This window comes from Brochothrix thermosphacta DSM 20171 = FSL F6-1036, from assembly GCF_036884295.1.
In the GTDB taxonomy this organism is placed as follows: domain Bacteria; phylum Bacillota; class Bacilli; order Lactobacillales; family Listeriaceae; genus Brochothrix; species Brochothrix thermosphacta.
Genome location: NZ_CP145608.1, coordinates 851,534 through 874,734, shown reverse-complemented (window position 1 = coordinate 874,734; position 23,201 = coordinate 851,534). Strand labels below are relative to the sequence as shown.

Below are 23,201 nucleotides of genomic sequence, written 5' to 3'. Positions count from 1 at the left end.
ACCTCCGTTTTAAAGCTGTTTTTTCACCGCTTTAATCAACGTTACATTTTCTGTTGTTTCAGGTAATTGTGAGAGTGCAGCAAGCACATCTTTCTTTAATTCGACAGCGAAATGTTGAGAATAAACAGGATCTAAAGGCACATGAACAGTTTCTACTTGTGCTTGTTTAAATAGCTGCTGAGCATAGGGGTGATTATGATAATCCTGAGCAAAGTGCACTTTTTTTATACCCGCTTGTATAATGGCCTTACTACAATTAACACACGGATAGTGTGTCACATACAGTTCAGCTTGTTCAGTAGATGCACCAAATTTAGCACATTGTAAAATCGCATTCATTTCAGCATGAACTGTTCGGATACAATGCCCGTGATCCATTAAACACTCACCATCAATACAGTGGGCCTCTCGTGCTACAGAGCCATTATATCCACCTGCAATGATACGATTATCGCGAACAATTGTTGCTCCCACCATTAAACGATGACACGTGCTACGTGAAGCTAGCAAGTGACTCTGTGCCATAAAGTATTGATTCCATGATATTCTCTCCATTAAATGTCGCTCCTCTGTTTATCTTCTTATTATCAGTATAATCACACAACTTACTACCCGTCAATCTCTTTTCAATAAAAAGCGTTATACATCAAGGTAATCCTTTAAGCGCTCAACTGTTTTGTCACCTATGCCAGTTACATTAGTCAGTGCCTCGATATTTTCAAACAAACCATTTTCTTCACGATAGCTAATAATTGTCGCTGCTTTTACAGCTCCAATTCCGGGAACGCCTTCAAAATCAGTTACTTTCGCCTGATTAATGTTGATTTTGACTGGTGCAGCATCTGTTTCATCTACTTGATCAGATGGTAAATCACCTTCAAAAGGCACGTTAACGACCATTTGATCTACGACCTTTTGTGCTAAATTCAACTGGCTAGTATCCGCCTTTTCGGTCACACCACCTGCCAAATGGATAACATCTTTAATCCGTGCATCAATTGCTATTTCATACACATTAGGTTTTCCTACTGCCCCTTTTACATCAACTGTAAAATGTGTTACTTCTGCATCGGTTTTTTTCTCTTTCATAGGCTCTGTTTGGACCGCATTCACTTGCGGCGTTTCTTCTACCTTTACCTCTGGTAACAAAAAGATTAATATCCCCGTTATAAAAACGCCTATCACAACATAAGATATTAATCGATATTCTTGATAAAATGTTTTTATCTTTCTCATGGCGTCCACCTCTTCCTGTTTAACTTTTCGCTCTTATCTATCAACCTTCCTTATTATTGATAGATGCCAGTATCGATTTAATCTTTATTTTTAGATACCTTTCATGTTAAATAGCTATTTAAAACAGGGAAAATCTTATACATAATTATTAATTTGCACAAAAAAAGACTCTAAGATTTATACTATCTTAGAATCTTTTTCGATTATTTTTGACAGACAAAAAACAAGCGTTCTGACGTTTCAGACGGAGCCTCATCAGTAAAGTCGGCATAAACACCAACTTTAGAGAAACCAGCTGCTAGTAATAGCTTTTCATAAGTCTCGACTGAATATGTACGTTCGCAATGTAATTCATCACGACGCGTGTACATATCCATTTCTTCGTCATAGAGGAAGAATGATAAATCATGTTCTACAGTATGCGCTTCTTCGCCTTTGTATGAGCGCCAAATAAATGAGACATCGTCATCATTATCAGCAAATACATAATTATCAAATAGCACATCTACTTTATAGATACTATGAACATCAAAAATAAATGTCCCTGTCTCTGTTAAGTGTTGCTGTACACGTTCAAATACTTTACTTACACTCGCTTCATCAGTCATGTAGTTCAGTGAATCACTTAAACATGTAATCGTTTCAAACGATTGACCTAAATCAAAATCAAGCATGTTAGCTTCAAACAAAGGAATCGTTAAAGATGCTTCTTCAAATTTATCCTGTGCTAAAACCAACATATTTGCTGCAAGATCAAGTCCTGAAACATCATACTTTTCAGCTAAACGTAAAGCGAATTCTCCAGTACCACAACCTAAGTCCAACAAAGTTGATTGCGATTGTGTATGGCGTACTACAAAATCCACCCACTTTTCATAGAGTGATTTATCCATCAAATCATCATAAACAAGTGGAAACGTATCGTAGTTTTCTTTCATTTATTCAAACGCAGCAGTAACGTCAACAAGTGGTGCGTCACCCCATAGTTTTTCTAAATTATAGTAAGCACGATCTTCGTGATGGAAAACATGTACAACAACATCGCCTAAATCAACTAAGATCCAACGCGCTGCAGATAAACCTTCCATACGTTCGATTGTAATACCTTGTTTACTTGCTTTATCTTTAATTTCATTTGCAATAGCTTGTACTTGTTTCTCAGAGTTACCATGAGCGATTAAAATATAATCTGCCATCGAGCTTAACTCTGTCATATCAAGCGCCATAATATCTTCTGCACGTTTATCGTCACTTGCTTTAGCTGCAAGCATTAATACCTCTTTACTATTTATCAAAATTTCGCTCTCCTTCTTCTTTTAACTGTTTTGTAATCATATTATACGCTTCGAACGTATCAGGAAAAATCGTTTGTTGTCTTTGGATAAGATAAATCATCGTTTGTGATAATTCAAAACGAACGGCTTCATCCAACGATTTTTTTGCTAGCTCACGCGCTTCTTCTACACCTGGAAATTCACGATTTGGCTCAATGTAGTCTGCCACAAAAATAACTTTTTCAAGTGGTGACATATTACGTTGACCTGTCGTATGGAAAGTGATTGCACCTAAAATTTCAGGATCATCAATGCCCATTTCCTTATTAACTAACACTGCTCCAACTGGTGCATGCCAGAGGTTAGGATGATATTGTAATAAACTTTGATCTAAATCTTCTTTTATAATAATATGACGCATCTCATCGATGTCGCGAACTTTAGCATAGTCATGAAAAATTGCCGCTAAACTAGCTTTTTCAGGATCGACACCATACTGTCTCGCTAATTCAATTGCTGTTTTTTCCACGCCTAATGTATGGATATAGCGCTGTTCCGTTAAATGTGGTTTAACCAACTCTAAAGCTTCTTCACGATTCATAAAATCGGCACTCCTTTATAGCGTAATAAACATTGTCTGGCACCATATAGCGCACTGATTTATCCGCCTTTATTTGAGCCCTGATGCCTGATGAAGAGACATCAAACAAGGGCAATTCTAATTTTTTCATCGGATAATCAGTGTTCAATTGAAAACCACTTCTTGTCACACCGATAAAGGTCACTAACTCCATTAGACGGTCTATTCTATACCATTTCGGTAAAAATTCAACCATATCAGCTCCGATGATAAAATAAAATTCCGTATTTGGCTCTCGCTTAGTCAATTCTAACATTGTATCGTAGGTGTATGATGCGCCACCTTTTTCAATTTCATATAATTCCATTTTAAAATGTGAATTACCTTCAATTGCTTTACGAACAAGCTCAACACGGTTTTCATCACTAATACCCTCAGTCACCTTTTTATGAGGCGGGACAGCATTAGGCATAAATCTTATTTCATCCAAGTTTAACATTTCGAAAACTTGTTCTGCAATATATAAGTGTCCTAAGTGAGGTGGATTAAATGTTCCACCTAGTATAGCAATACGTTTTGTCATTGTTACACCCCGATTATTTTATGATGGGAGTTGAATTTTAGGATCGTTTTTTGATGGACGGTAAAGAACAATTGTTTTACCAATTACTTGGACTAATTGCGCTTTTGTTTTCTTAGCAATCGTCAAACCTACTTCAGCTGGAATTTCATCACTGTTTTGGAGAACGCTCACTTTGATTAGCTCACGAACTTCTAAAGCCTCTTTAATTTGACGAATCATATTTTCATTAATTCCACCTTTACCAATTTGGAAAATTGGTGAGATATGGTGTGCTTGACTTCTTAAATAACGTGTTTGTTTACCTTTTAGCATTTTTTAAACCCTTTCTCATTTGCAGCATTGTACATTAAATCAATATCAGGCCATTTACCTGTCCAGATTTCAAATGCCAATGCGGCTTGATAAATTAACATTCCTAAACCATTTTGTTTAGGATTGCTTCCTGCTGCTTTCAAAAAAGCAGTTTCTTGCGGATTATATATTAAATCACTGACGAACGTATCTGCTCTTAAACCTGTCAGTTCAATTGGTAACGCCTCACTACTTGCATCCATTCCTACTGATGTTGTTTGAACAATACAGTCAAAATCTGCTAAGTTTGCTTGCGCCGTTTCTAAGTCCATTGACTGGCAATTTAAAAGCTCCGCTAAATTTTCAGCTGTTGCAAGTGTACGGTTAGTGATGGTGATATTGTTGTAACCTTGCGCTTTCATAGCCTCTAATATCCCTTTTGCAGCGCCACCTGCACCGATAATCAAGAAGCGAGTTTCCAGTGTTAAAGCTTTAAAATCTTCTTTCAGGCTGGCAATAAAACCATCGCCGTCAGTATTGTAACCCACGTAGCCTGTGTCAGTTTTCTTAACAGTATTTACCGCCTGCGCTAACTTTGCACTATCTGCTAATTCATCCAAGTATGGAATAATCGCTTCTTTATAAGGTGCTGTTATATTAAACCCATCTATACCTAAAGCTTTCAAACCACTAAAAGCAGCTGCTTGATTCGCACAAGTAATTTCAAATGGTACATAACTCGCATCAATTTCCAATGCATTTAACGCTTGCTGATGAATTGCTGGAGAGATACTATGAGAAACTGGATAACCAATTACCGCATATGTTTTTTTCATCGATCCATCACCGTCCTTTTGTTACATGATTGATTTACGAATTGTAACATTCACATTTTCAGGAACCCAAGCTTTAATATGGGCACCTTCTTCTACTGTTACCCAGCCAAGTCCAGAAAAAACAATGTCCATTTTCGCTTTCGCATGAAAATCTTGCCCCACTAGTTTAGGGAAATCAGCAACATCCTCAGCAAATGGCGGTTGTAATAACTCACCTAAATGATTTGCATAAAGCTCATCTGCTTTTTCTAATTTGGTACGATGGATTTTAATGCTGTTTGGCAAGTAACATGTAAGTGAGCGTCTACCACCTGAAATATAATCTAATCTTGCAAGTCCACCAAAGAAGAGTGTTTGTTCCTCATTCAATTGATAGCTAACTGGTTTGATTTCTTTTTTCGGTGTGATTGCTTTTAATGTTTTGCTTGTGACAACATGTGCCATTTGATGATGATTTATAATTCCTGGTGTATCAACTAACATGCTGCCGTCATCTAACGGAATCTCAATCGTATCAAGTGTTGTGCCTGGGAAATGAGACGTTGTAATAATGTCTTTTTCACCACTCACATCGTGGATAATACGATTGATAAATGTTGATTTCCCAACATTGGTACAACCGACAACATAAACATCCCCACCATTACGGTGTTTTTCAATCAATTCTAACACAGGACTAATTTCACCATCTCTTAACGAGCTGATTAAATCAACTGCAACAGGTTTCATACCTAACTCTTTTGCACGACCACGCATCCAGTTCATTAGTGGAGGACGTTTAAGCGAATGTGGCAGTAAGTCAACTTTATTTCCCAATAAAAGGATCGGGTTATTTCCAACAAAACGTTGTAACCCAGGTAACCAGCTACCATCAAAGTCAAAGATGTCAACTATCATAACAATTAAACCTTTTTTAGCGCCTAGTCCGTTCAAAATACGCAAGAAATCATCATCTGTTAAAGATACATCTTGAACCTCGTTATAGTGTTTCAAGCGGTAACAACGTTTACAAATAACTTGTTCTCTTCCTAGGCTTGAAGCCGGAGCATAGCCTAGCGCGTTTGGATCTTCTGATTGAATGATTGCCCCGCAACCAATACAATGTAATTCTTCATTTTCCATTTATAGTGTATCCTCCCATTTTAATGGATTCTTTCGTTTTAATAATGACACAATCAACTTTTCAATCTGACGATTAATTTTAGTGTTCCAAGCATCACTTTGCTTAACTGGCTGAACTAAAATCGTAAATAAACGGGCACGGTTACCACCGAGAATATCCGTCAAAAGCTGATCTCCTATCATTGCTACTTCGTCACGACGAACTGCATAGATACGCATTGCTCGTTTAAAACCGGAGTTCAATGGTTTTTTTGCACGATAAACAAACGGAACGCCAACCTCTTCCGCAAATTTGCTCACACGTTCTTCATTATTATTAGAAACAATTGTCAGCTCGATTCCAGCTGTTTTCAATTCTTTAATCCAATTGTGTAATTGTTCAGGCGCCGCTTCATCATCCCATGCAATTAGTGTGTTATCAAGATCCGTAAACACGACTTTAATTCCATTTCGCTGTAGTTGTTCCGGCGTGATTACATACGGTGATGTAACCATTCGATTGGGTAAAAACATTTTCAACAAAATTTCAGGCACCTCGCTTTTTCTCATTCTTATACATTATAACTGAAAAAATGGTGTTTGTCGCATAAACTTTAGAAGTTCCTGTTAGATAAACCACAATCAATTAGCTGAACGTTTTAATTAATTATAGTGACCTATTAACAAACACGCTACCTTGCACAAAATATTTCTCTTGTCCCAATATTTTGAATTTAACAAAAACTAAGTGTATAATTCAATAGGAAGTTATTGTCCTTATTGGAAAAACACCTTCTTAAGAGGTTTGTTATCTTTCTAACGAATCTTTGCAAGTTGCTTAAAAATCCACTTTGGAACTTCTGTTACTTCTACTATTAACTATAAGGGAGATGTATTATCCATGTCGAAAAAAAATTATTCGCTATCTTGGGATATTGATTCATTTTTCAAAGGTGGCTCACATTCAGCTGAGCTTCAAGCTAAATTAGAACAAACAAGCAAAGAATTGGCTGCTTTTACTACAGCAGTCTCAGAGTGGGATGGTCAAGATTACACCGTCTTTACTGAGTTAACATCCAGTTATGCGAATTTAGGAATGGCCACTTTCCAAATGGGTTCATTTGTGGAGTGTTTCTCAGCTGCTGATGCTAGTGATACGTATAGCGACACACTGCTCAACCGTTTGGGTTCATTAAATGCAACCCTACAAAATGCTTCTAATGAACTTTCAAAGAAAACAACCTTATTATCTGATGAACATTGGCAACAATGGTTAGAAACTGATGCTTTAAAAGAAATTGCTTTTGTATTAGATGAGTTACGCACGAACCAAACCTTCCTGCTCTCTGATAAAGAAGAGACACTTATCAATAATTTAAGTGTTGATGGGTATGCTGGCTGGTCAGCGCATTATGATACGCTTGTTCATTCTATGCGTTTTGATGTTGTTAATGAGCAAGGTGAGGCTGTTTCGTTATCAGCAGGTCAGACTGACAACCTTTTGAACTCAGCTAACTATGACGTTCGCCACAACGCCTTTAAAGTTTGGGAACAAACGTGGCAAGAAAAAGGCGCGTTATTTGCTGATACCTTAAACCACTTAATTGGCTTCCGATTAGCAAAATATCAAGCGCGTGAGTGGGATATCCTTGATGAGTCATTGCGCCTCAATCGTTTAGAAGAAGCAACTTTAAATAGCATTTGGGATGTTGTTTCAAATAACAAAGCACCTGTTTTAGCCTTTCTAGAGCGTAAAGCGAAAATGCTTAATCTTGATAAACTGGGTTGGGTTGATGTAGAAGCGCCCTTAACTTTAACTGACACTCAAACAACACTGACATTCCAAGAAGGCGCTGAATTTATTGAAGAACACTTTGCCAAGTTCAGTCCAAAAATGGCCGAATTTGCACGCAATGCGTTTGAAAACAACTGGATTGAAGCTGAAGATCGTGATAATAAACGACCAGGCGGATTTTGCACTGAATTTCCTGAAGATGGCGAAAGCCGTATCTTTATGACATATGATGGATCTGCGAATACAATCTCTACGTTAGCACATGAGTTAGGCCATGCTTTCCATTCACATGTTATGCGTGACCAGTCACCTCTAAATCGTGATTACGCGATGAATGTTGCTGAAACAGCATCAACTTTTGCAGAAATTCTTATTTCGGATGCAGCTATTAAGGTAGCAGCCTCTAAAGAAGAACATATCCAATTACTCGAAGATAAAATTCAACGCAGCGTCGCTTTCTTTATGAACATTCATTCTCGTTTCCTCTTTGAAAAACGCTTCCATAAAGCACGTTTAGACGGTGCCGTTACAGTTGAAGGTTTGAACAAGTTAATGGAAGATGCTCAAAAAGAAGCCTACGTTGATAGCTTGAAAGATTACCACCCAACATTTTGGCAATCAAAATTACATTTCTATATTGATGATATTCCGTTCTATAACTACCCTTATACGTTTGGCTTCCTCTTCTCAGCCGGTATATATGCGCACGCTGGAACAGTGGAAGGCAGCTATGAGGATGCTTATATTGCCTTGTTACAAGATACAGGTTCAATGACAACTGAAGAACTCGCACAAAAACACTTGAACGTTGACCTTACAAAACCTGATTTTTGGCAAGCTGCAGTCGACATCATTTTAAAAGACATCGACGAATTTTTAGAATTGACGAAATAAAAGCAAAAACTAAACGATTAGCTCCGAATAAATTGGAAAAAAACTCTTTTTGACGCTTTTTGTCAGGAAGAGTTTTTTGAAATTTAACAGGAGTTGTTTGGTTTTTGCTAGAGAAAAAAATTAAAAGTAAAAAAAGACAGTCAGAACTGAAGAGATTGGAATAATTGAAAGTGATAGCAAACGTTGAGCTTCAAAGAAATTGGAGAAAATAAAAGTTTGATTTTTTGTATCAAAATGTTATTTTTGAAATTTAGTAGGAGTTGTTTGTCTTTCACTGAAGGTAGATAAAAAATAGTTTGACGTAATTTGTCAGAATAGTATCTTTGAAATCTCACAAGTTTTGGCTTTTTTTACTGGAGAATAAATAAAAGTAAAAACTAAACGCTTAGCTCCAATAAAAACGAAAACAGCCCATACAATGGCTACTAGCTTGGAGAAAAATGAAGGAGGCTCTCTATGCCTACTGATTTTTTTGAAAGAGAGTAAGCCATTGGCTGTTGTAGTTAGAGAACAGTAAAAACTCTTTTTGACGCTTTTTGTCAGGAAGAGTTTTTTGAAATTTAACAGGAGTTGTTTGGTTTTTGCTAGAGAAAAAAATTAAAAGTAAAAAAAGACGGTCAGCTACAAAAAAATTGCTACTATCGTAGCGAATTTATCCGCTTTACGAGAGTACCATTCCATCAATCCATCTTTTTAACAATTGAATGAATTAAAGAAAACACTATTTTGACGTTCTTTGTCAGGATAGTGTTTTCTCTAATTCATCTTTATTTATTGATCAATAACAATATCTTTTACAATCCCACCTGCTTTTAAAAACATATAAGTTACCACTGGACCAACAAATTTAAAACCACGTTTTTTCAAATCTTTCGCTACGATACTTGCAAAGGGTGAGACGTTAGAAATTTCATCACTGTGAGTATAAATTATTTCACGCGGTCTTCCCTCGACATATTCCCAAAGATAACGTGCAAAACTACCGTACTCTGCTTGTATCTTAACAATGGCTTGTGCGTTTATCACCGTTGCCATTATTTTACGATAATTACGAATCATCTCTGGATCGTTCAATATGTTATCAACGTCTGCTTCAGTCATTCCCGCTACATCTCGAATAGACATATTGTGGAAGTTTCGAAGAAATACCTCTCTTTTATTGGTGACCATCTTCCAACTAAGCCCTGCTTGAAAAGTACCTACTGTCAGCAAGTAAAATAATTGTGTATCGTCATGTGTAGGTTGTCCCCATTGTTTTGAATATAGCTCAGAACCCGATAATTTATCCATAACGCTTCCCTCCCTATTAATAACATCAGTTTATAAAAAAAAACCTAAAGAGGTGTTCCAGATTGTAGACAAAGTCTCGCAAAACTGCTTTTCATTTGAAAATGATTTAAGCCACTTTGTCTACGATATGAGCAGGCTGAATAGAAATGCTGTTATAGTAGAAACGACGAGCGATTGACGGTGCGCGTACTGATGGTACGTAATCCCGAGCGAGCAAGGAGTGACGACCTAGAACAGTATTTATCTTCAGTCTCAAACACCTCAAACTAGGAGTTTAATATCAGCGCACAGCATATCGAGCTACTCATCGCTTATTGTTTAATTAAGCTCCGTCACAATTGTTTTAACAATTCTTGCAGAATTTTCAGCAGCTAATGGCAAAAATTCTTCATATGTCATTGAAGATTCTTTTCCAGCAATATCTGATAATGAACGAATAACAATGCTTGGTATTTTAAATTGGAACGCTGTTTGTGCAATAGCTGTTGCTTCCATTTCCGAAGCTTGTGCATTAGGGAAATGTGCTAACAGATGTTCACGTTGATCAGGTCGGTGAATAAAGGAATCGTTCGTTAAGATAAGTCCTTCCACCACTTGATAATCTGTACTAATAGCTTTTAATAATGCCAATACTTTCGACTGTAATTCAGCTTCAGGCTCATAAAATGCTGGCATTTGAGGCACTTGCCCATAGCTATAACCGAAGGCTGTTGCATCAGCATCACCATAAGTAAGTTGTTTGGCTAACACAACGTCTCCTACGTTTAAATTCGTATCTAGTCCACCTGCAGAACCTGTATTGATTACTACATCTGGCGAAAAACGATCGATTAAAATTGATGTCGTCAATGCGGCATTAACTTTTCCAATACCCGACTGTAATAAGACAACATCGCGACCTTCTAATTGACCGGTGTAAAATAAACCATTAGCAATCTGGTGTTCTTCTCGATCAACCAACATTCCTTTTAATAACTCAACTTCTTCTTGCATTGCACCAATAATCCCAAATTTCATTGTTAGTCATTCCCATCTTTATTTTTTATCGTTTGTTTTTAATTCTTCTACCTTGTCGGTTTTCCAACCTTTTTTATCAACCCAGCTTAAATACAAACGGTAGGTATCATCCTCTTTATCTTTAGGAGAGACTGTCGCAATTGCATCGCTGCCTGAACCTACACCATTTTCAATATACCATGTTTGAACGTTAGTTTCAGAAATAGTAAGTGTTTTGGCAATTGCAGCAATTTTTTCAGCCCAATCATCACTACCACTCTCATAAGAATTAACGTGTTGCCCTGTTTGTTTAGTACCTATCGGTTGCCAGTCTGCTGTCCACTCTTCTTTGATATTAGAATCAGCTGGACCCGCTTTTTTAGTTATTTTAATATCGGATGTTTCTTTTGTTTTCTTTTTAGATGATGAATTATCATCATCTGAACTTTTCTTTTTTATTACCTGTTCAGATGACGATTCACCACTTGCCGTTTTAACACCCTCTGGTTGTTTACCTGGTGTGTCTGTCGTTAAAATGACAAAGTACAACGTTGTAGCGATTGCTATCAATAAAACAACAATCATAATATTTAAGATGAAGTTTGTTCGTTTACGTTTTTGGCTTTTGCTTAAACGTGACGATTCATTCATCTCGCCTTCATTATCATCAATTCCATAATTCGGCGTTTCTTTCGGGGTTACATATTGCTTTTTTTCAGATTTGTTATGGTATTTTTCTTGACGACTCATTCTTTACACCTCCAAAGTACATAACAATACTATCATAAAAAAACAAATTAATCTAAAGTTTACATCGTTAAAAGTGACTAACACTATTTTTTACACCAGCTAAATATGTAATTGCTAATGTTCAATCCTTTAGTTTTGAGTGGCATCTATTTTCTAGCTGTAGCAAGTCAGTTACTTTAACATAAAACTTGCTCATTTTTGTCTCTTTAATTCACATACTTCTCGCTATAAAAGTATCAAAAAAGGATTGTAGAAATTAATCTACAATCCAAAATAATTCTTACTTTCTCATCCTCATGCGATATAGAGCTATTACGCTTTAATATCCACAATACGAACGTTAACTTCACCGCTTGGTGTTGGAACTGATACTTCTTCATTCACTTTATGTCCAAGTAATGCTTTGGCAATTGGTGAATCGTTAGAAATAAGACCTTTAAACGGATCTGCTTCAGCACTACCAACGATTGTATAAGTTTCGTCATCACCTTTAGGCAATTCTTTAAAAGTGATAGTTTTTCCGATGGAAACGATATCATTTGCTGAATCTGAGCTATCAATGATTTCAGCGTTACGAACCATATTTTCAAGCGTTGTGATACGACCTTCTACAAATGCTTGCTCATCTTTAGCTGCATCGTATTCAGAGTTCTCACTTAAATCACCAAAACCACGGGCAATTTTGATACGCTCTACTACTTCTTTACGTTTAACTGTCTTTAGTTCATGAATTTCATCTTCTAATTTCTTCTTACCTTCTAATGTCATTGGGAATACTTTTTCTTCCACAGTAATCGCTCCTTTGATTGTTATAAGAACATAATAATACATGTGAACAGTGTATACACACGATTCGCATTATACGTTACAATGTAACACACTGCTACTTGAACTGTCTACTATCAGTCCTTATTTTGATAGAAGTGGCTTACTTTTGTTTGCAATAAATCAATCGCAACTTTGTTTTCGCCACCTTCTGGAATAATAACGTCTGCATATTTTTTAGTTGGTTCAATAAATTGATTGTGCATCGGTTTTACAACTGTAGTATATTGCTCTACAACCGATTCAATTGTACGACCACGTTCTTTAATATCACGAAGCATACGTCGAATGATCCGAATATCATCATCGGTATCGACATAAACTTTAATGTCCATTAAATCTCGCAAACGCTCATCTGCTAAAACAAGAATACCTTCAACTATAATAACATCTTGTGATTCTTGATAAATTGTTTTATCTGATCTTGTATGTGCGGCGTAATCATAAACAGGTTTTTCGATTGCGTTCCCTTGTCGTAACGCTTTAATATCATCGATAAAACGGTCAGTATCAAACGCAAAGGGGTGGTCGTAATTCGTGTTTAATCTTTCTTCAAAAGAAAGATGACTTTGGTCTTTATAATAAGCGTCTTGTTCAATCATCAAAATTGATTTTCCTGAAAAATATTCAATTATTGATCGCGAGACACTTGTTTTACCAGAGCCTGTTCCCCCTGTTATTCCGATGACGATTGATTGATTACCCATATATGATTCCCCTTAAGTTTATTTTACGTGTTTTGCTGCTAGACGATTATGCTCTTTGAGTGTTTTAGCATAATAAACATCGCCAGTTTCTGTATCTGCTAAGAAGTAGTAATAATCCGTTTTAGCAGGGTTAAGTGCTGCATTAATTGAAAGTTCACTACTATTACTAATCGGACCAATCGGCAAATGATCAATGAGATAAGTATTATACGGTGAATCTACTTTGATATCTTTATAACTCACAAATGTTGTGCCTGTTTTATTCAATGCATATAACACTGTAACATCTGATTGAATAGGCATTTTTGCTTCTAAACGGTTATAGAATACACTTGCGATTTTTGAGCGGTCCGTATGTGCAGTCGCTTCTTTTTCAAGGAGAGATGTGAAAGCCAAAAACTGATTTACACTTAAATTAGTTTTCTTAATCTCTTCCAAATGTGGTGTGATAACTTTATCTGTTTTCTGAATCATTTCCTCTGCAATTTGTTGCACAGTTGGTTTATCTCCAACTGGGAATGTATATGTTGCTGGGAAAAGATAACCTTCTAACGGATACTTGATTCCCTCTTGCAGCACATTATCTGTGATTAAATTGGGGTACTTTTCAATCATTTTTTTAACAAAAACCTTATCGTTTAGCTGAGCCATTACATCTGCGTCTTTAAGATTTGTATAAGCAGAAATCTTTTCTGCTGTTTGAGGGATATTCAATCCTTCAGGAATTGTAAGTGCAGGCGCTTTAGCTTGCTCCCCATTAACAAACTTATCGATAATTTTTTTGGCATTCATTGTTTTATCAACAATGTATTGACCTTCTTTTAACTCAGTTTGTTGCAAGTATTTCGCATAATACGTGAAAATAAGCGGTTGATGAATCAAATCTTTTTTCTTCAATTCGTCGGCTAAACTGCTCATTGTTTCACCTTGTTTCACTTTAATGTAAATATCTGTTTTATTATCTTTATCCACTGCAGAAATAGTATACACGAAGTAAAAATAACCTCCGATTGCTAAAATAACGATAAAACTCAAAACAATTAAAACAATCATCTTACCTTTATTGGATGACTTTTTACGTTTTTTCATTTTTCTCCTCTTTTCTGTACGTCCTCAAGTTCCTTTATCTATAATAGCGATATTCGTGATTTTTTTCAAGGGTTAATAGTTAACAATTATAGAAATGTACGTTATGGTAATTATTTTAAAAATAAAAAACCCTTTCTCTCCTAATAGGAAAGAAAGGGTGACTCATTTATTATTCAGCTTCTTCTTCGTCAACTAGGAATGTGTTTAATACTTCTTCTACCATTTCCCACTCGTCATCTTCAAGAACTGGTTTTAATTCACCAGCAGTACCATCAGGTTGTTGGATGTAAGTGTAAACTTGTAATTCAACTTCCTCTGCATCATGTTCACTCTCTGGGTAGCAATAAACATAAGAGTTACCGAAGAAAGGACTTTCTTTTTCTGGTTCAAATGTTAATAATACTGCATAGAGTTCCTCGTTACCATTTTCATCAATAACTGTAATGTGTTCATGATCGTGTGCATGTTCGTGTTCGTGATTGTTTTCGCTCATAATATATCTCTCCTTATTAATTAAGATTGTGAATCAAGGTAGCCTTGTAAAATTAATCCTGCAGCAATTTTATCAATAACACCTTTACGTTTGTTTCGTCTGACATCGCCTTCTATTAGCATTCGCTCTGCAGCAACTGTCGTTAGACGTTCATCCCATAAAACAACAGGAAGGTTAAAGAGTTCACCAATCGAGGCTGCATAACGCTCAGCAGCTTCTGCTCTTGGCCCAATAGAATTATTCATATTCTTTGGATATCCTACTACAACTTTCGTTACAGTATACTCCTTAATCAATTCTGCGACACGATCAAATCCGAAATTTTCTTTTTCTTCATTGATACGTATTGTTTCTATTCCTTGAGCTGTCCATCCAAGTGTGTCACTGATTGCAACGCCCACTGTATGTGAACCAACATCCAGTCCCATCGTTCTCATAAGTTAGTTGCTCTCACTTTCCACTTTTAAATAACTGTTAACCAATTCTTCGATAATTTCATCGCGCTCAAGTCCACGAATTAATTGTCTAGCTTCATTATGTCGCGGAATATAAGCAGGGTCACCACTTAAAAGATATCCCACTATTTGCCCTGTGGGGTTGTATCCTTTTTCTTCGAGTGCAACATAAACTTTTTGCAACACATCTTTTATGGCTGGTTTATTCAGATCATCACCAAAATCGTATCTCATTGTTTCGTCAAAAGGACGCATCATAAACACCTCTTCTTCCTAAGCTAGAATACAATCTTATTCTACACCATTTATCAGTATCTCACAAACATAAAGTAAATCTGTCTGATTGTAAGCACTGTGTAATATTTTATATGTTAACACTTAAAAATGCGAGTGGATTGCTCAAAAAAAGTGTTTTTAAAATAATAATTTTTTCTGCAATTAACTTAAATGTATCATTACTCTTTTTACATTACTTTAATTATGTTTCAATACTAACATTACTCAACTATAGCAATGAGAAAAGCAACATTCTGACAAAAATCGTCAAAACGTTGCTTTTTCAGTTTACTGTCTTTATTTTCATATTTTCAACTCAACAAGCTAGAAATTATGACATTTCAACTATGATTTAAAATACGATTAAGCTTTTACCCATGCTTTAACTGCCTCTAAAGCGGCTGGAATTTGACTTGCATCTTTCCCTCCAGCTTGAGCCATATCAGGGCGTCCACCACCGTTACCGCCTGTTATAACCGCTACTTCTTTTACAAGTGCCCCTGCTTTGAAGCCTTTTTTAATTAAATCAGGTGATACTGCTGCAATAATATTTACTTTATCACTTTCTGGTGATGCAATTAATACGACAATACCACTTTCTTCTTTTTGTTTCCATAAATCTACTAATTGACGTAATTGGTTCATATCTTTTACATCTACTTTTGCTGCCGTAACATTTACACCATCAATTTGTTCTGGGTTTTCAAACAATGATTGTGCCGCTTGCGCAGACAAACGTGCTGTTAATTTTTCATTTTCTTGTTGTGCTGTTTTTAAATCTGCTTGTAATTGTAACGCTTTAACAGGCACATCACTTACTGACGTTTTAAGCGTTGTTGCTGTTGTGCTTAACGCTTCGATTAATTGATTGTCATGAGCATATGCAGCTTGGCTAGTTACTGCTTCAATACGACGGATACCTGCTCCTGTTCCACTTTCGGAAACAATTTTAAAAATACCGATTTCAGAAGTATTTTTTACATGTACGCCTCCACAGAATTCCAGACTATAATCGCCTACTTGAACAACACGCACAACATCTCCGTATTTTTCACCGAAGAGCATCATTGCGCCCAATTCTTTGGCTTCTTCAATACCTTTTTCTTCAATAACAACAGGAATTTCATCCCAAATACGTGCATTAACTTCAGCTTCAATTACTTTTAATTCATCTGCTGTAATTTGACCAAAATGCGAGAAATCAAAACGTAAACGTTCAGAATCAACTAATGAACCTGCTTGGTTAACATGTTCACCTAAAACATTCTTGAGTGCACGGTGTAATAAATGAGTCGCTGTATGATTTTTAACAATCAAACGACGCGCTGCAGCATCAATTTCCAAATGATAGCTAGAACCTTCCGCTAACGTTCCTTTTTCTACGCTAACACTGTGAAGATTTTGTTGTTGTGGTGCTTTTTGAACGGCTGTTACACTTGCTGCAACATCAGCAGAAGTAATTGTCCCTATATCAGCAACTTGACCACCGGCTTGAGCATAAAAAGGTGTTTTATCAAAAATAACGTCACCCGTTTCACCAGCTGCCAATTCTTTTACTTGTTCACCATCTTTAATGATTGCAACAATGTTCGCTTCAATAGCAGTGTGAGTATAACCTACAAATTCACTTGCAACTGTTATTTTTGAAAGAACATCGCTTTGAATATTCATTGATCCTTCTGTTGAACGTGCATCACGTGCGCGTTGACGTTGTTTATTCATTTCAATTTCAAACGCTTCATGATCAACTTTTAACCCTTGATCTTCGGCATACTCTTCTGTTAACTCGACTGGAAAACCATATGTATCATATAATTTAAAGATAGCTTCGCCTGGTAGTTCTTTTGTACCTGCAGCTTTCGCATCTGTAATTAATTTTTCCAAAATTGCTAAACCATCATTTAATGTTTCATGGAAACGCTCTTCTTCATTACGAATCACTTTTTCGATAAACGCTTGATTTTGTAATACTTCTGGATAAAAGTCACTCATGTTTTTAGCAACTGTGCCTACTAATTCATACATGAATGGTTTTTCGATATTTAAGAACTTAGCGTAACGAACTGCTCGACGAATTAAACGACGAAGTACATATCCACGACCTTCATTTGAAGGTAATGCACCATCACCTACTGCAAAAGCAACCGTACGAATATGATCAGCAATTACTTTAAATGCTGTTTTTGTTTGTACATCGCTTGTAGAATAGTTTACACCTGCAATTTTTTCAACATGATTGATGATGGGCATAAATAAATCGCTCTCAAAGTTAGTTTCAACTTCTTGTAACACACAAGCCATTCGTTCAAGACCCATCCCCGTATCAATGTTTTTGTTTGGAAGCTCTTTGTACTCACTACGAGGAACTGCTGGATCAGCATTAAATTGTGAAAGTACTACGTTCCATATTTCAATGTAACGGTCATTCTCTAAATCCTCTGCTAACAAACGCAAACCAATTTTTTCTTTATCGTACGCTTCGCCACGATCGTAAAAAATTTCTGTATTTGGTCCGGAAGGTCCAGCACCAATTTCCCAGAAGTTATCTTCAATCGGAATAATACGATCATCCGATAAACCTAACGACTTCCATACAGCAATTGATTCCGTATCTTCTGGAAAAACAGTCACATATAGTTTATCTTTTGGCATTGCGAACCACTCATCACTTGTTAATAATTCCCAAGCCCATTTAATGGCATCTTCACGGAAATAATCGCCGATAGAAAAGTTACCAAGCATTTCAAAAAATGTATGATGACGTGCTGTTTTTCCGACATTCTCAATATCGTTCGTACGAATTGCTTTTTGAGCATTTGTTAAACGAGGATTGTCTGAGATAACTGTACCGTCAAAATATTTTTTCAATGTTGCTACTCCCGAATTAATCCATAGTAAAGTCGGGTCCTCTTTTGGCACAAGTGAAGCACTTGGCTCAATTTTATGACCTTTTGATTCAAAAAATTCTAAAAACATTTGACGTATTTCTGCACCCTTTAAAGCTTTCATTAGTTAAATTCCTCCTCTATATAAATAAAAAAAGCTATCCCTTTGCAATATTAGGGACGAAAATTCGCGGTACCACCCTAATTGCAACGACATAGACATCATTACCTCTCAAACATCATTTAACGTTGATGAGACGGCAGGTTATGCTCGAAAAAGGTAGCGTATTTCACTGATGATGAGCAGTTGTTTCAGCCGTGCAACCGCCTCTCTTTCATTCACCTTTGCAAAATATTCCTTTTCAAAATTTCACTTTATTCTTATACAATCATTTTAGATGATATTCTTGCTTATTTCAACTGAAATTTTCTGTTAATACTAAAGTAATTGTACTTTTAATGATTTGTTAATAGTTTTTACACACTATTCTAGTTTTTTTCGAGTATAGTAAAGGTAAAGCTATTTTATGTAGCCAGTTACTATGAACTCTGGGGGATAAAACAAATGAAACTACTAATGATAGAAGATAATGAGAGCGTTTGTAAAATGGTAAATATGTTTTTCAAAAAAGAAGGCTTTGAGTCTGTATTTGCACACGATGGCCAAGAAGGTCTTGATTTGTTTAAAGCGACACCTGAAGATTTTGATATTTTAATTGTGGATTTGATGTTGCCTTCACTCGACGGTATGTCCATTGTTATGGCAATCCGTGAATTTAGTAACGTGCCAATCATTATTTTAACTGCGAAAGAATCAGAAGCTGATCAAGTACTAGGTTTGGAATTAGGTGCTGATGATTATGTCACTAAACCTTTTAATGCCCTCACTTTAATGGCTCGTATTAAGGCCGTTTCGCGCCGATCGTCTAGCGGTGTAAAAAAAGAAGAAACGGAAGATACAGATACTTTAACAACTGAATATTTTAAAATCAGCCGTGTGACACACGAATTATTTTACAAAGGTACTGCTCTGGCGGCACTTACACCCAAGGAATTTGATTTACTTTACTTTTTAATGGAACATCCACGCCAAGTTTTTTCACGTGAACAGTTATTAGAACATGTATGGGGTTATCAATTTTATGGTGACGAACGTACGGTCGATGTTCATATTAAACGTCTTCGAAAAAAAATATCGACTGAGTCACATTCCTTCATTCATACAGTTTGGGGTGTTGGTTATAAATTTGATGAAACGGAATGATTGTTATGAAAATTAAATATTTCACACAGCTTTTTCTTACAAATTTATTTATCGTCCTTGCCACAAGTGCCACAATTGCAATTTTAATGACGCATTTTCTTTCTAACTATGTTTACGAAGGAAAAGTTGATGAGCTCAAGCGTTTTGGCTCTGCGATGGCCAAGGAGTTTAAAAAAACAGATAATACGATTAGTATCGAAACTGTCGAAAAATACCAAACGCTACTCAATGCCAAAGATGCTACCATCATTTTATTTGATTCAGAAAAAAGATTTCGTTATGCTCAACCCGGTGTCTCTTTTCAAATTGACTCTCAAGAATGGGAAAATCTAAAGAATGGGAATCAAGTCTCAGTTCCTTTTGAAGATACACGATTTAACCGTACGGTCTCCTTCGTACTGACACCTATAACTAACAATAACGGTACATTTGCAGGTGGTATATTACTGATGTCCCCTGTTTCAGAAACACAAAAAGCTATCGCTCTTTTACGAAATAATGTCATTATTGCAAGCGGTGCTTCATTGTTAATTGCTTTGGTTCTTAGCTACATGTTCTCTCGTTTCCAAGTTAATCGCATCACTAAATTACAACGAGCAACACAATCGATTACAAGTGGTGATTTTGATGTTCAACTAAATTCAAAAGATCGTGATGAAATTGGTGATTTAGCGAATGATTTCGATAAAATGGCTTCTTCACTCAAACAATCCAATGAAGAAGTTGCATTGCAAGAACGTCGTCGTCGTCAGTTTACAGTCGATGTTTCACATGAATTACGTACACCACTCACAACGATTAGCGGCGTTTCCGATGCTTTAGCTACAAATGTTATACCGCTTGAAGATGCAGAAGAAAGTATTCGTTTAATCCAAACTGAATCCAAACGTCTGATACGATTGGTCAACGAAAATATTGATTATGAAAGAATCCGTACAAATCAAGTGACGCTCAAAAAAGAAACGTTCCAATTACAAGAATTGTTTGAAATTGTCAAAGATTCTCTTGCATTTGCTGCTGATAAAAAAGGCGATCAAATCACGGTAGATGTTTCTGAAAAAATCATGTTACATGCTGACTACGATCGTATGACGCAAGTATTGATTAATATAGTTAAGAATAGTATTCAATTTACAGATAATGGAACAGTTGCTCTTAGAGGTTACAACACAAGTCATCATACGGTGATTGAAGTTGAAGATACGGGAATCGGTATTAAACAGGAAGATATCGAAGAGATTTGGGAACGATTCTATAAAGCGGATATCTCGCGAACAAACACAAAATATGGTGAATCAGGTATTGGTTTATCGATTGTAAAACAACTTATCGCCTTTCATGATGGTACTGTTGAAGTTAAAAGTGAAGAAGGTTCTGGTACTTGCTTCATTATAAAACTGCCTTTGCTGACTGTTTAAGTTAAACGAATAATCTTTAATCATCCTTAAAGTGATGATTCTTTTCTGGAGATAATGTGTTATACTTTTAATGATGTAGATATAGAGGAGGAATTTTTTAATGGCTCGACGTGTGAAAATAATGGACAAGGCAATAGACCTTGCAATGGTAAGAGATATCTTTTACTCAAATGAATTCAAGAAAACAACGACTAAAAAGGCAAAGGATGCAATGGATCACAAAGCCCTTGTTTCAAAAATAAAAGCAGTTTATGGTTTAACTGAAGACAACGCTTTTGATGCTTCATTAATCGTTAACGATGCTGATTTTATCTATGGTGACGATGCTCCCGAAGCAGAGATCATGTCCGCTGCAATGACAGTAATTAAGGACCCATCATCAACAAGTGAAATTCGCAAAAAAGCTTTTTATTCAATGTTAGATGTTTATAAACTTAAACGTGTTAACGTTCCAGTTGCTCAAAAAACATTAACAATTGAATACAAAGAATACAAAATGGAACGTCCTCGCACAAGTGAAGGTTGGGGCGAACGTCAAAAAGTATATAAACGTGAAAAATATATCGTCACAGAAGATGATTACAAAACAACCGATAAAATTTTAAAAAAATTCCACGGTGAAGTTAAATAATAAAAAAAGCAGGTCCGCTAAATATAGCAGACCTGCTTTTTTATTAACCTAAGGCGATTAACGTAACAATTAACGCTAGAATTGCAGGTGATCCTTGTTTAATTAAGATCCCTTTATTCGCTGTTAAACCACCATAAACCGCGGCGATAATAACACAGCTTAAAAAGAAGACCACCGCACTAAATTGAAAAGCGCTCGGCACAATCAATAAGCCCCAAATTAAACCTGCTGCTAAAAAGCCATTGTATAGACCTTGATTAGCAAATAGTGATTGCACTTGCTTGTTTGCAATAAACTCCTCAGTGACACCAAACGTACGTCGTGCTGCTGTAGAGGTTGAAAAGAACATTTCTAAAGCTAGAATATAAAGATGTTCAATTGCTACAATCATAATTAAAATATATGCTAAGATTGTCATTTTTTACTCTCCTACTACACCGTTAGTTCCTGTATTCCAACTAGCGATAGCTTTAATTGGAAGACGTTCAGAACCGTGTGCCTCTTTTACGCTTTTACCAATCGCAATAAACATTGCTGGCGTATAGCGTTCACTATCAATATTAAGAACATCCATGACTTCTTTACGTTCATAACCACCAATAGGATTCGTATCATAACCATATGCTTTTGCAACTAACATAATTTGCATCGCTACAAGGTTAGCATCAGAAATAGCTAATTGACGTCGAACTTCAACCGGTGCTTTAATAATTTGTTCTGTTACAGCTTGGATATAATAGTTTTTAATATCTTCTGTCATTGATCCTGCTGCAACATTTTGGCTGAAGATTTCTTCAACTTTATCCGCGTGATTATTATCACCTAACACTAAAATCATTGCTGAAGATGTATGTAATTGTGTTTGGTTGAAACGTACAAGTTTATCCAATTGTTGCTTTTGTTCTTCAGCTTCAACAATGACAAAACGCCATGGTTGTAAGTTAATCGAAGAAGGTGCACGGGTTGCTAAACTTAACATTTCTTCCATTTCTTCTTTAGAGATTTTAACATTTGGATCAAATTCTTTTACGGAGTGACGATTGTTAATCGCATCAATTAGTTTAATATCTTTATTCATTTTTAAGACTTCCTTCGTTTAGTAATTTGCTTAATTCATTAAGCTTTATAAGAATTTCCGATTCTTTTGTTACGGGTAATTTGAACGCTGCAAAACAATCAGCAACGTCATTTTTCAACGCTTCTTCAAGCGCACGTCCTGTATCACTTAAAGCGATAACAACACGTCGTTCATCTGTCAGTGCACGTTTTCTAACAATCAATTCGCTTTTTTCCATTCGTTTTAACATTGGGGATAATGTACCCGAATCAAGCTTTAGTTGATTGCCTATTTCAGTCACCGTTAATCGATCGTTTTTCCATAAAACGAGCAATACCAAGTATTGAGGATAAGTAATGGCATGTTTCGTTAAAATAGGACGATAGAGTTGGTCGAACTGTCTGGCGAGTTTATGGACAGTAAAACAGAGTTGTTGATCTAGAGTCACTGGACATCACCTCTTCCTGATTTTTTG

General features: G+C 36.1%; 27 protein-coding genes. 4 read left to right on the top strand and 23 right to left on the bottom strand.

The features are described from left to right. Positions 1 to 9 precede the first annotated feature (9 nt). The 10 genes from V6S17_RS04450 to V6S17_RS04405 all read right to left on the bottom strand — a co-directional run bounded on the left by V6S17_RS04450 (position 10) and on the right by V6S17_RS04405 (position 6,441). Complete coding sequence (locus V6S17_RS04450) at positions 10 to 555, bottom strand: ComE operon protein 2 (protein WP_080712890.1); 546 nt, start codon at positions 553 to 555, stop codon at positions 10 to 12. A gap of 84 nt (positions 556 to 639) precedes the next feature. Next, on the bottom strand, positions 640 to 1,236 hold the full coding sequence (locus tag V6S17_RS04445; protein WP_051457349.1) for a helix-hairpin-helix domain-containing protein: 597 nt from the start codon (positions 1,234 to 1,236) through the stop codon (positions 640 to 642). A gap of 203 nt (positions 1,237 to 1,439) precedes the next feature. Next, positions 1,440 to 2,174 carry a class I SAM-dependent DNA methyltransferase gene (locus V6S17_RS04440; protein WP_029091245.1) on the bottom strand — a complete coding sequence of 245 codons (735 nt, stop codon included), beginning with the start codon at positions 2,172 to 2,174 and terminating at the stop codon, positions 1,440 to 1,442. Further along, positions 2,175 to 2,528 carry a ribosome silencing factor gene (gene rsfS / locus V6S17_RS04435; RefSeq protein ID WP_029091244.1) on the bottom strand — a complete coding sequence of 118 codons (354 nt, stop codon included), beginning with the start codon at positions 2,526 to 2,528 and terminating at the stop codon, positions 2,175 to 2,177. Next, positions 2,521 to 3,111, bottom strand: coding sequence for a bis(5'-nucleosyl)-tetraphosphatase (symmetrical) YqeK (gene yqeK / locus V6S17_RS04430; RefSeq protein WP_029091243.1), 591 nt, complete (start codon positions 3,109 to 3,111; stop codon positions 2,521 to 2,523). Before yqeK ends, rsfS begins: the two co-directional genes overlap by 8 nt. Beyond that, on the bottom strand, positions 3,101 to 3,673 hold the full coding sequence (locus V6S17_RS04425; RefSeq protein WP_029091242.1) for a nicotinate-nucleotide adenylyltransferase: 573 nt from the start codon (positions 3,671 to 3,673) through the stop codon (positions 3,101 to 3,103). Before V6S17_RS04425 ends, yqeK begins: the two co-directional genes overlap by 11 nt. Positions 3,674 to 3,691: 18 nt before the next feature. Next, complete coding sequence (gene yhbY, locus V6S17_RS04420; protein WP_029091241.1) at positions 3,692 to 3,985, bottom strand: ribosome assembly RNA-binding protein YhbY; 294 nt, start codon at positions 3,983 to 3,985, stop codon at positions 3,692 to 3,694. After that, positions 3,979 to 4,800 carry a shikimate dehydrogenase gene (aroE, locus tag V6S17_RS04415; RefSeq protein ID WP_036027100.1) on the bottom strand — a complete coding sequence of 274 codons (822 nt, stop codon included), beginning with the start codon at positions 4,798 to 4,800 and terminating at the stop codon, positions 3,979 to 3,981. Before aroE ends, yhbY begins: the two co-directional genes overlap by 7 nt. Before the next feature lie 21 nt (positions 4,801 to 4,821). After that, positions 4,822 to 5,922, bottom strand: a complete 1,101-nt coding sequence (gene yqeH / locus V6S17_RS04410; protein ID WP_029091240.1) for a ribosome biogenesis GTPase YqeH — start codon at positions 5,920 to 5,922, stop codon at positions 4,822 to 4,824. Then, positions 5,923 to 6,441, bottom strand: a complete 519-nt coding sequence (locus tag V6S17_RS04405) for a YqeG family HAD IIIA-type phosphatase (protein ID WP_029091239.1) — start codon at positions 6,439 to 6,441, stop codon at positions 5,923 to 5,925. A 361-nt stretch (positions 6,442 to 6,802) separates the two neighbouring features. Here V6S17_RS04405 and V6S17_RS04400 point away from each other — a divergent pair, with 361 nt between their 5' ends. Further along, on the top strand, positions 6,803 to 8,590 hold the full coding sequence (locus V6S17_RS04400; protein WP_029091238.1) for a M3 family oligoendopeptidase: 1,788 nt from the start codon (positions 6,803 to 6,805) through the stop codon (positions 8,588 to 8,590). A gap of 771 nt (positions 8,591 to 9,361) precedes the next feature. Here the strand turns inward: V6S17_RS04400 and V6S17_RS04395 are convergent. The 10 genes from V6S17_RS04395 to alaS all read right to left on the bottom strand — a co-directional run bounded on the left by V6S17_RS04395 (position 9,362) and on the right by alaS (position 18,480). After that, positions 9,362 to 9,880 carry a DNA-3-methyladenine glycosylase I gene (locus tag V6S17_RS04395; protein WP_029091237.1) on the bottom strand — a complete coding sequence of 173 codons (519 nt, stop codon included), beginning with the start codon at positions 9,878 to 9,880 and terminating at the stop codon, positions 9,362 to 9,364. Positions 9,881 to 10,198: 318 nt separating this feature from the next. Further along, positions 10,199 to 10,897: a 5'-methylthioadenosine/adenosylhomocysteine nucleosidase gene (locus V6S17_RS04390; protein ID WP_029091236.1), complete on the bottom strand. Its 699-nt coding sequence runs from the start codon at positions 10,895 to 10,897 to the stop codon at positions 10,199 to 10,201. A gap of 18 nt (positions 10,898 to 10,915) precedes the next feature. Further along, complete coding sequence (locus V6S17_RS04385) at positions 10,916 to 11,626, bottom strand: YrrS family protein (RefSeq protein WP_051535960.1); 711 nt, start codon at positions 11,624 to 11,626, stop codon at positions 10,916 to 10,918. Between the two features lie 312 nt (positions 11,627 to 11,938). Beyond that, complete coding sequence (gene greA / locus V6S17_RS04380) at positions 11,939 to 12,415, bottom strand: transcription elongation factor GreA (protein WP_029091234.1); 477 nt, start codon at positions 12,413 to 12,415, stop codon at positions 11,939 to 11,941. 113 nt (positions 12,416 to 12,528) lie between these two features. Continuing rightward, entirely contained in the window at positions 12,529 to 13,158 is a 630-nt protein-coding gene (gene udk / locus V6S17_RS04375; RefSeq protein WP_029091233.1) for a uridine kinase, read from the bottom strand. Positions 13,159 to 13,176: 18 nt separating this feature from the next. Further along, the gene (gene mltG / locus V6S17_RS04370; RefSeq protein ID WP_029091232.1) at positions 13,177 to 14,247 is read right to left on the bottom strand and encodes an endolytic transglycosylase MltG; all 1,071 of its coding nucleotides are present in this window, start codon (positions 14,245 to 14,247) and stop codon (positions 13,177 to 13,179) included. 169 nt (positions 14,248 to 14,416) lie between these two features. Continuing rightward, positions 14,417 to 14,740, bottom strand: coding sequence for a DUF1292 domain-containing protein (locus V6S17_RS04365; protein ID WP_029091231.1), 324 nt, complete (start codon positions 14,738 to 14,740; stop codon positions 14,417 to 14,419). 20 nt (positions 14,741 to 14,760) lie between these two features. Further along, positions 14,761 to 15,177 (bottom strand): Holliday junction resolvase RuvX, encoded by a 417-nt coding sequence (gene ruvX / locus V6S17_RS04360; RefSeq protein ID WP_029091230.1) that lies wholly within the window; start codon positions 15,175 to 15,177, stop codon positions 14,761 to 14,763. 3 nt (positions 15,178 to 15,180) lie between these two features. Further along, positions 15,181 to 15,450, bottom strand: a complete 270-nt coding sequence (locus V6S17_RS04355) for an IreB family regulatory phosphoprotein (protein WP_029091229.1) — start codon at positions 15,448 to 15,450, stop codon at positions 15,181 to 15,183. A gap of 384 nt (positions 15,451 to 15,834) precedes the next feature. Next, positions 15,835 to 18,480, bottom strand: coding sequence for an alanine--tRNA ligase (gene alaS / locus V6S17_RS04350; RefSeq protein WP_029091228.1), 2,646 nt, complete (start codon positions 18,478 to 18,480; stop codon positions 15,835 to 15,837). Between the two features lie 441 nt (positions 18,481 to 18,921). Between alaS and V6S17_RS04345 the strand changes: the two genes are divergently transcribed. The 3 genes from V6S17_RS04345 (at position 18,922) to V6S17_RS04335 (ending at position 21,669) form a co-directional block, all read left to right on the top strand. After that, positions 18,922 to 19,620 (top strand): response regulator transcription factor, encoded by a 699-nt coding sequence (locus V6S17_RS04345; RefSeq protein WP_029091227.1) that lies wholly within the window; start codon positions 18,922 to 18,924, stop codon positions 19,618 to 19,620. A gap of 5 nt (positions 19,621 to 19,625) precedes the next feature. Further along, positions 19,626 to 21,038 carry a sensor histidine kinase gene (locus V6S17_RS04340; RefSeq protein ID WP_029091226.1) on the top strand — a complete coding sequence of 471 codons (1,413 nt, stop codon included), beginning with the start codon at positions 19,626 to 19,628 and terminating at the stop codon, positions 21,036 to 21,038. 100 nt (positions 21,039 to 21,138) lie between these two features. Further along, the gene (locus tag V6S17_RS04335) at positions 21,139 to 21,669 is read left to right on the top strand and encodes a hypothetical protein (protein WP_029091225.1); all 531 of its coding nucleotides are present in this window, start codon (positions 21,139 to 21,141) and stop codon (positions 21,667 to 21,669) included. 43 nt (positions 21,670 to 21,712) lie between these two features. Here V6S17_RS04335 and V6S17_RS04330 read toward each other — a convergent pair whose 3' ends face one another. The 3 genes from V6S17_RS04330 to V6S17_RS04320 are packed head-to-tail and all read right to left on the bottom strand — an operon-like array spanning position 21,713 to position 23,174. Beyond that, positions 21,713 to 22,087 (bottom strand): DUF1304 domain-containing protein, encoded by a 375-nt coding sequence (locus V6S17_RS04330; protein ID WP_029091224.1) that lies wholly within the window; start codon positions 22,085 to 22,087, stop codon positions 21,713 to 21,715. Between the two features lie 3 nt (positions 22,088 to 22,090). Next, on the bottom strand, positions 22,091 to 22,747 hold the full coding sequence (locus tag V6S17_RS04325) for a nitroreductase family protein (RefSeq protein ID WP_029091223.1): 657 nt from the start codon (positions 22,745 to 22,747) through the stop codon (positions 22,091 to 22,093). After that, entirely contained in the window at positions 22,740 to 23,174 is a 435-nt protein-coding gene (locus V6S17_RS04320; protein WP_029091222.1) for a MarR family winged helix-turn-helix transcriptional regulator, read from the bottom strand. Before V6S17_RS04320 ends, V6S17_RS04325 begins: the two co-directional genes overlap by 8 nt. Positions 23,175 to 23,201 lie beyond the last annotated feature (27 nt).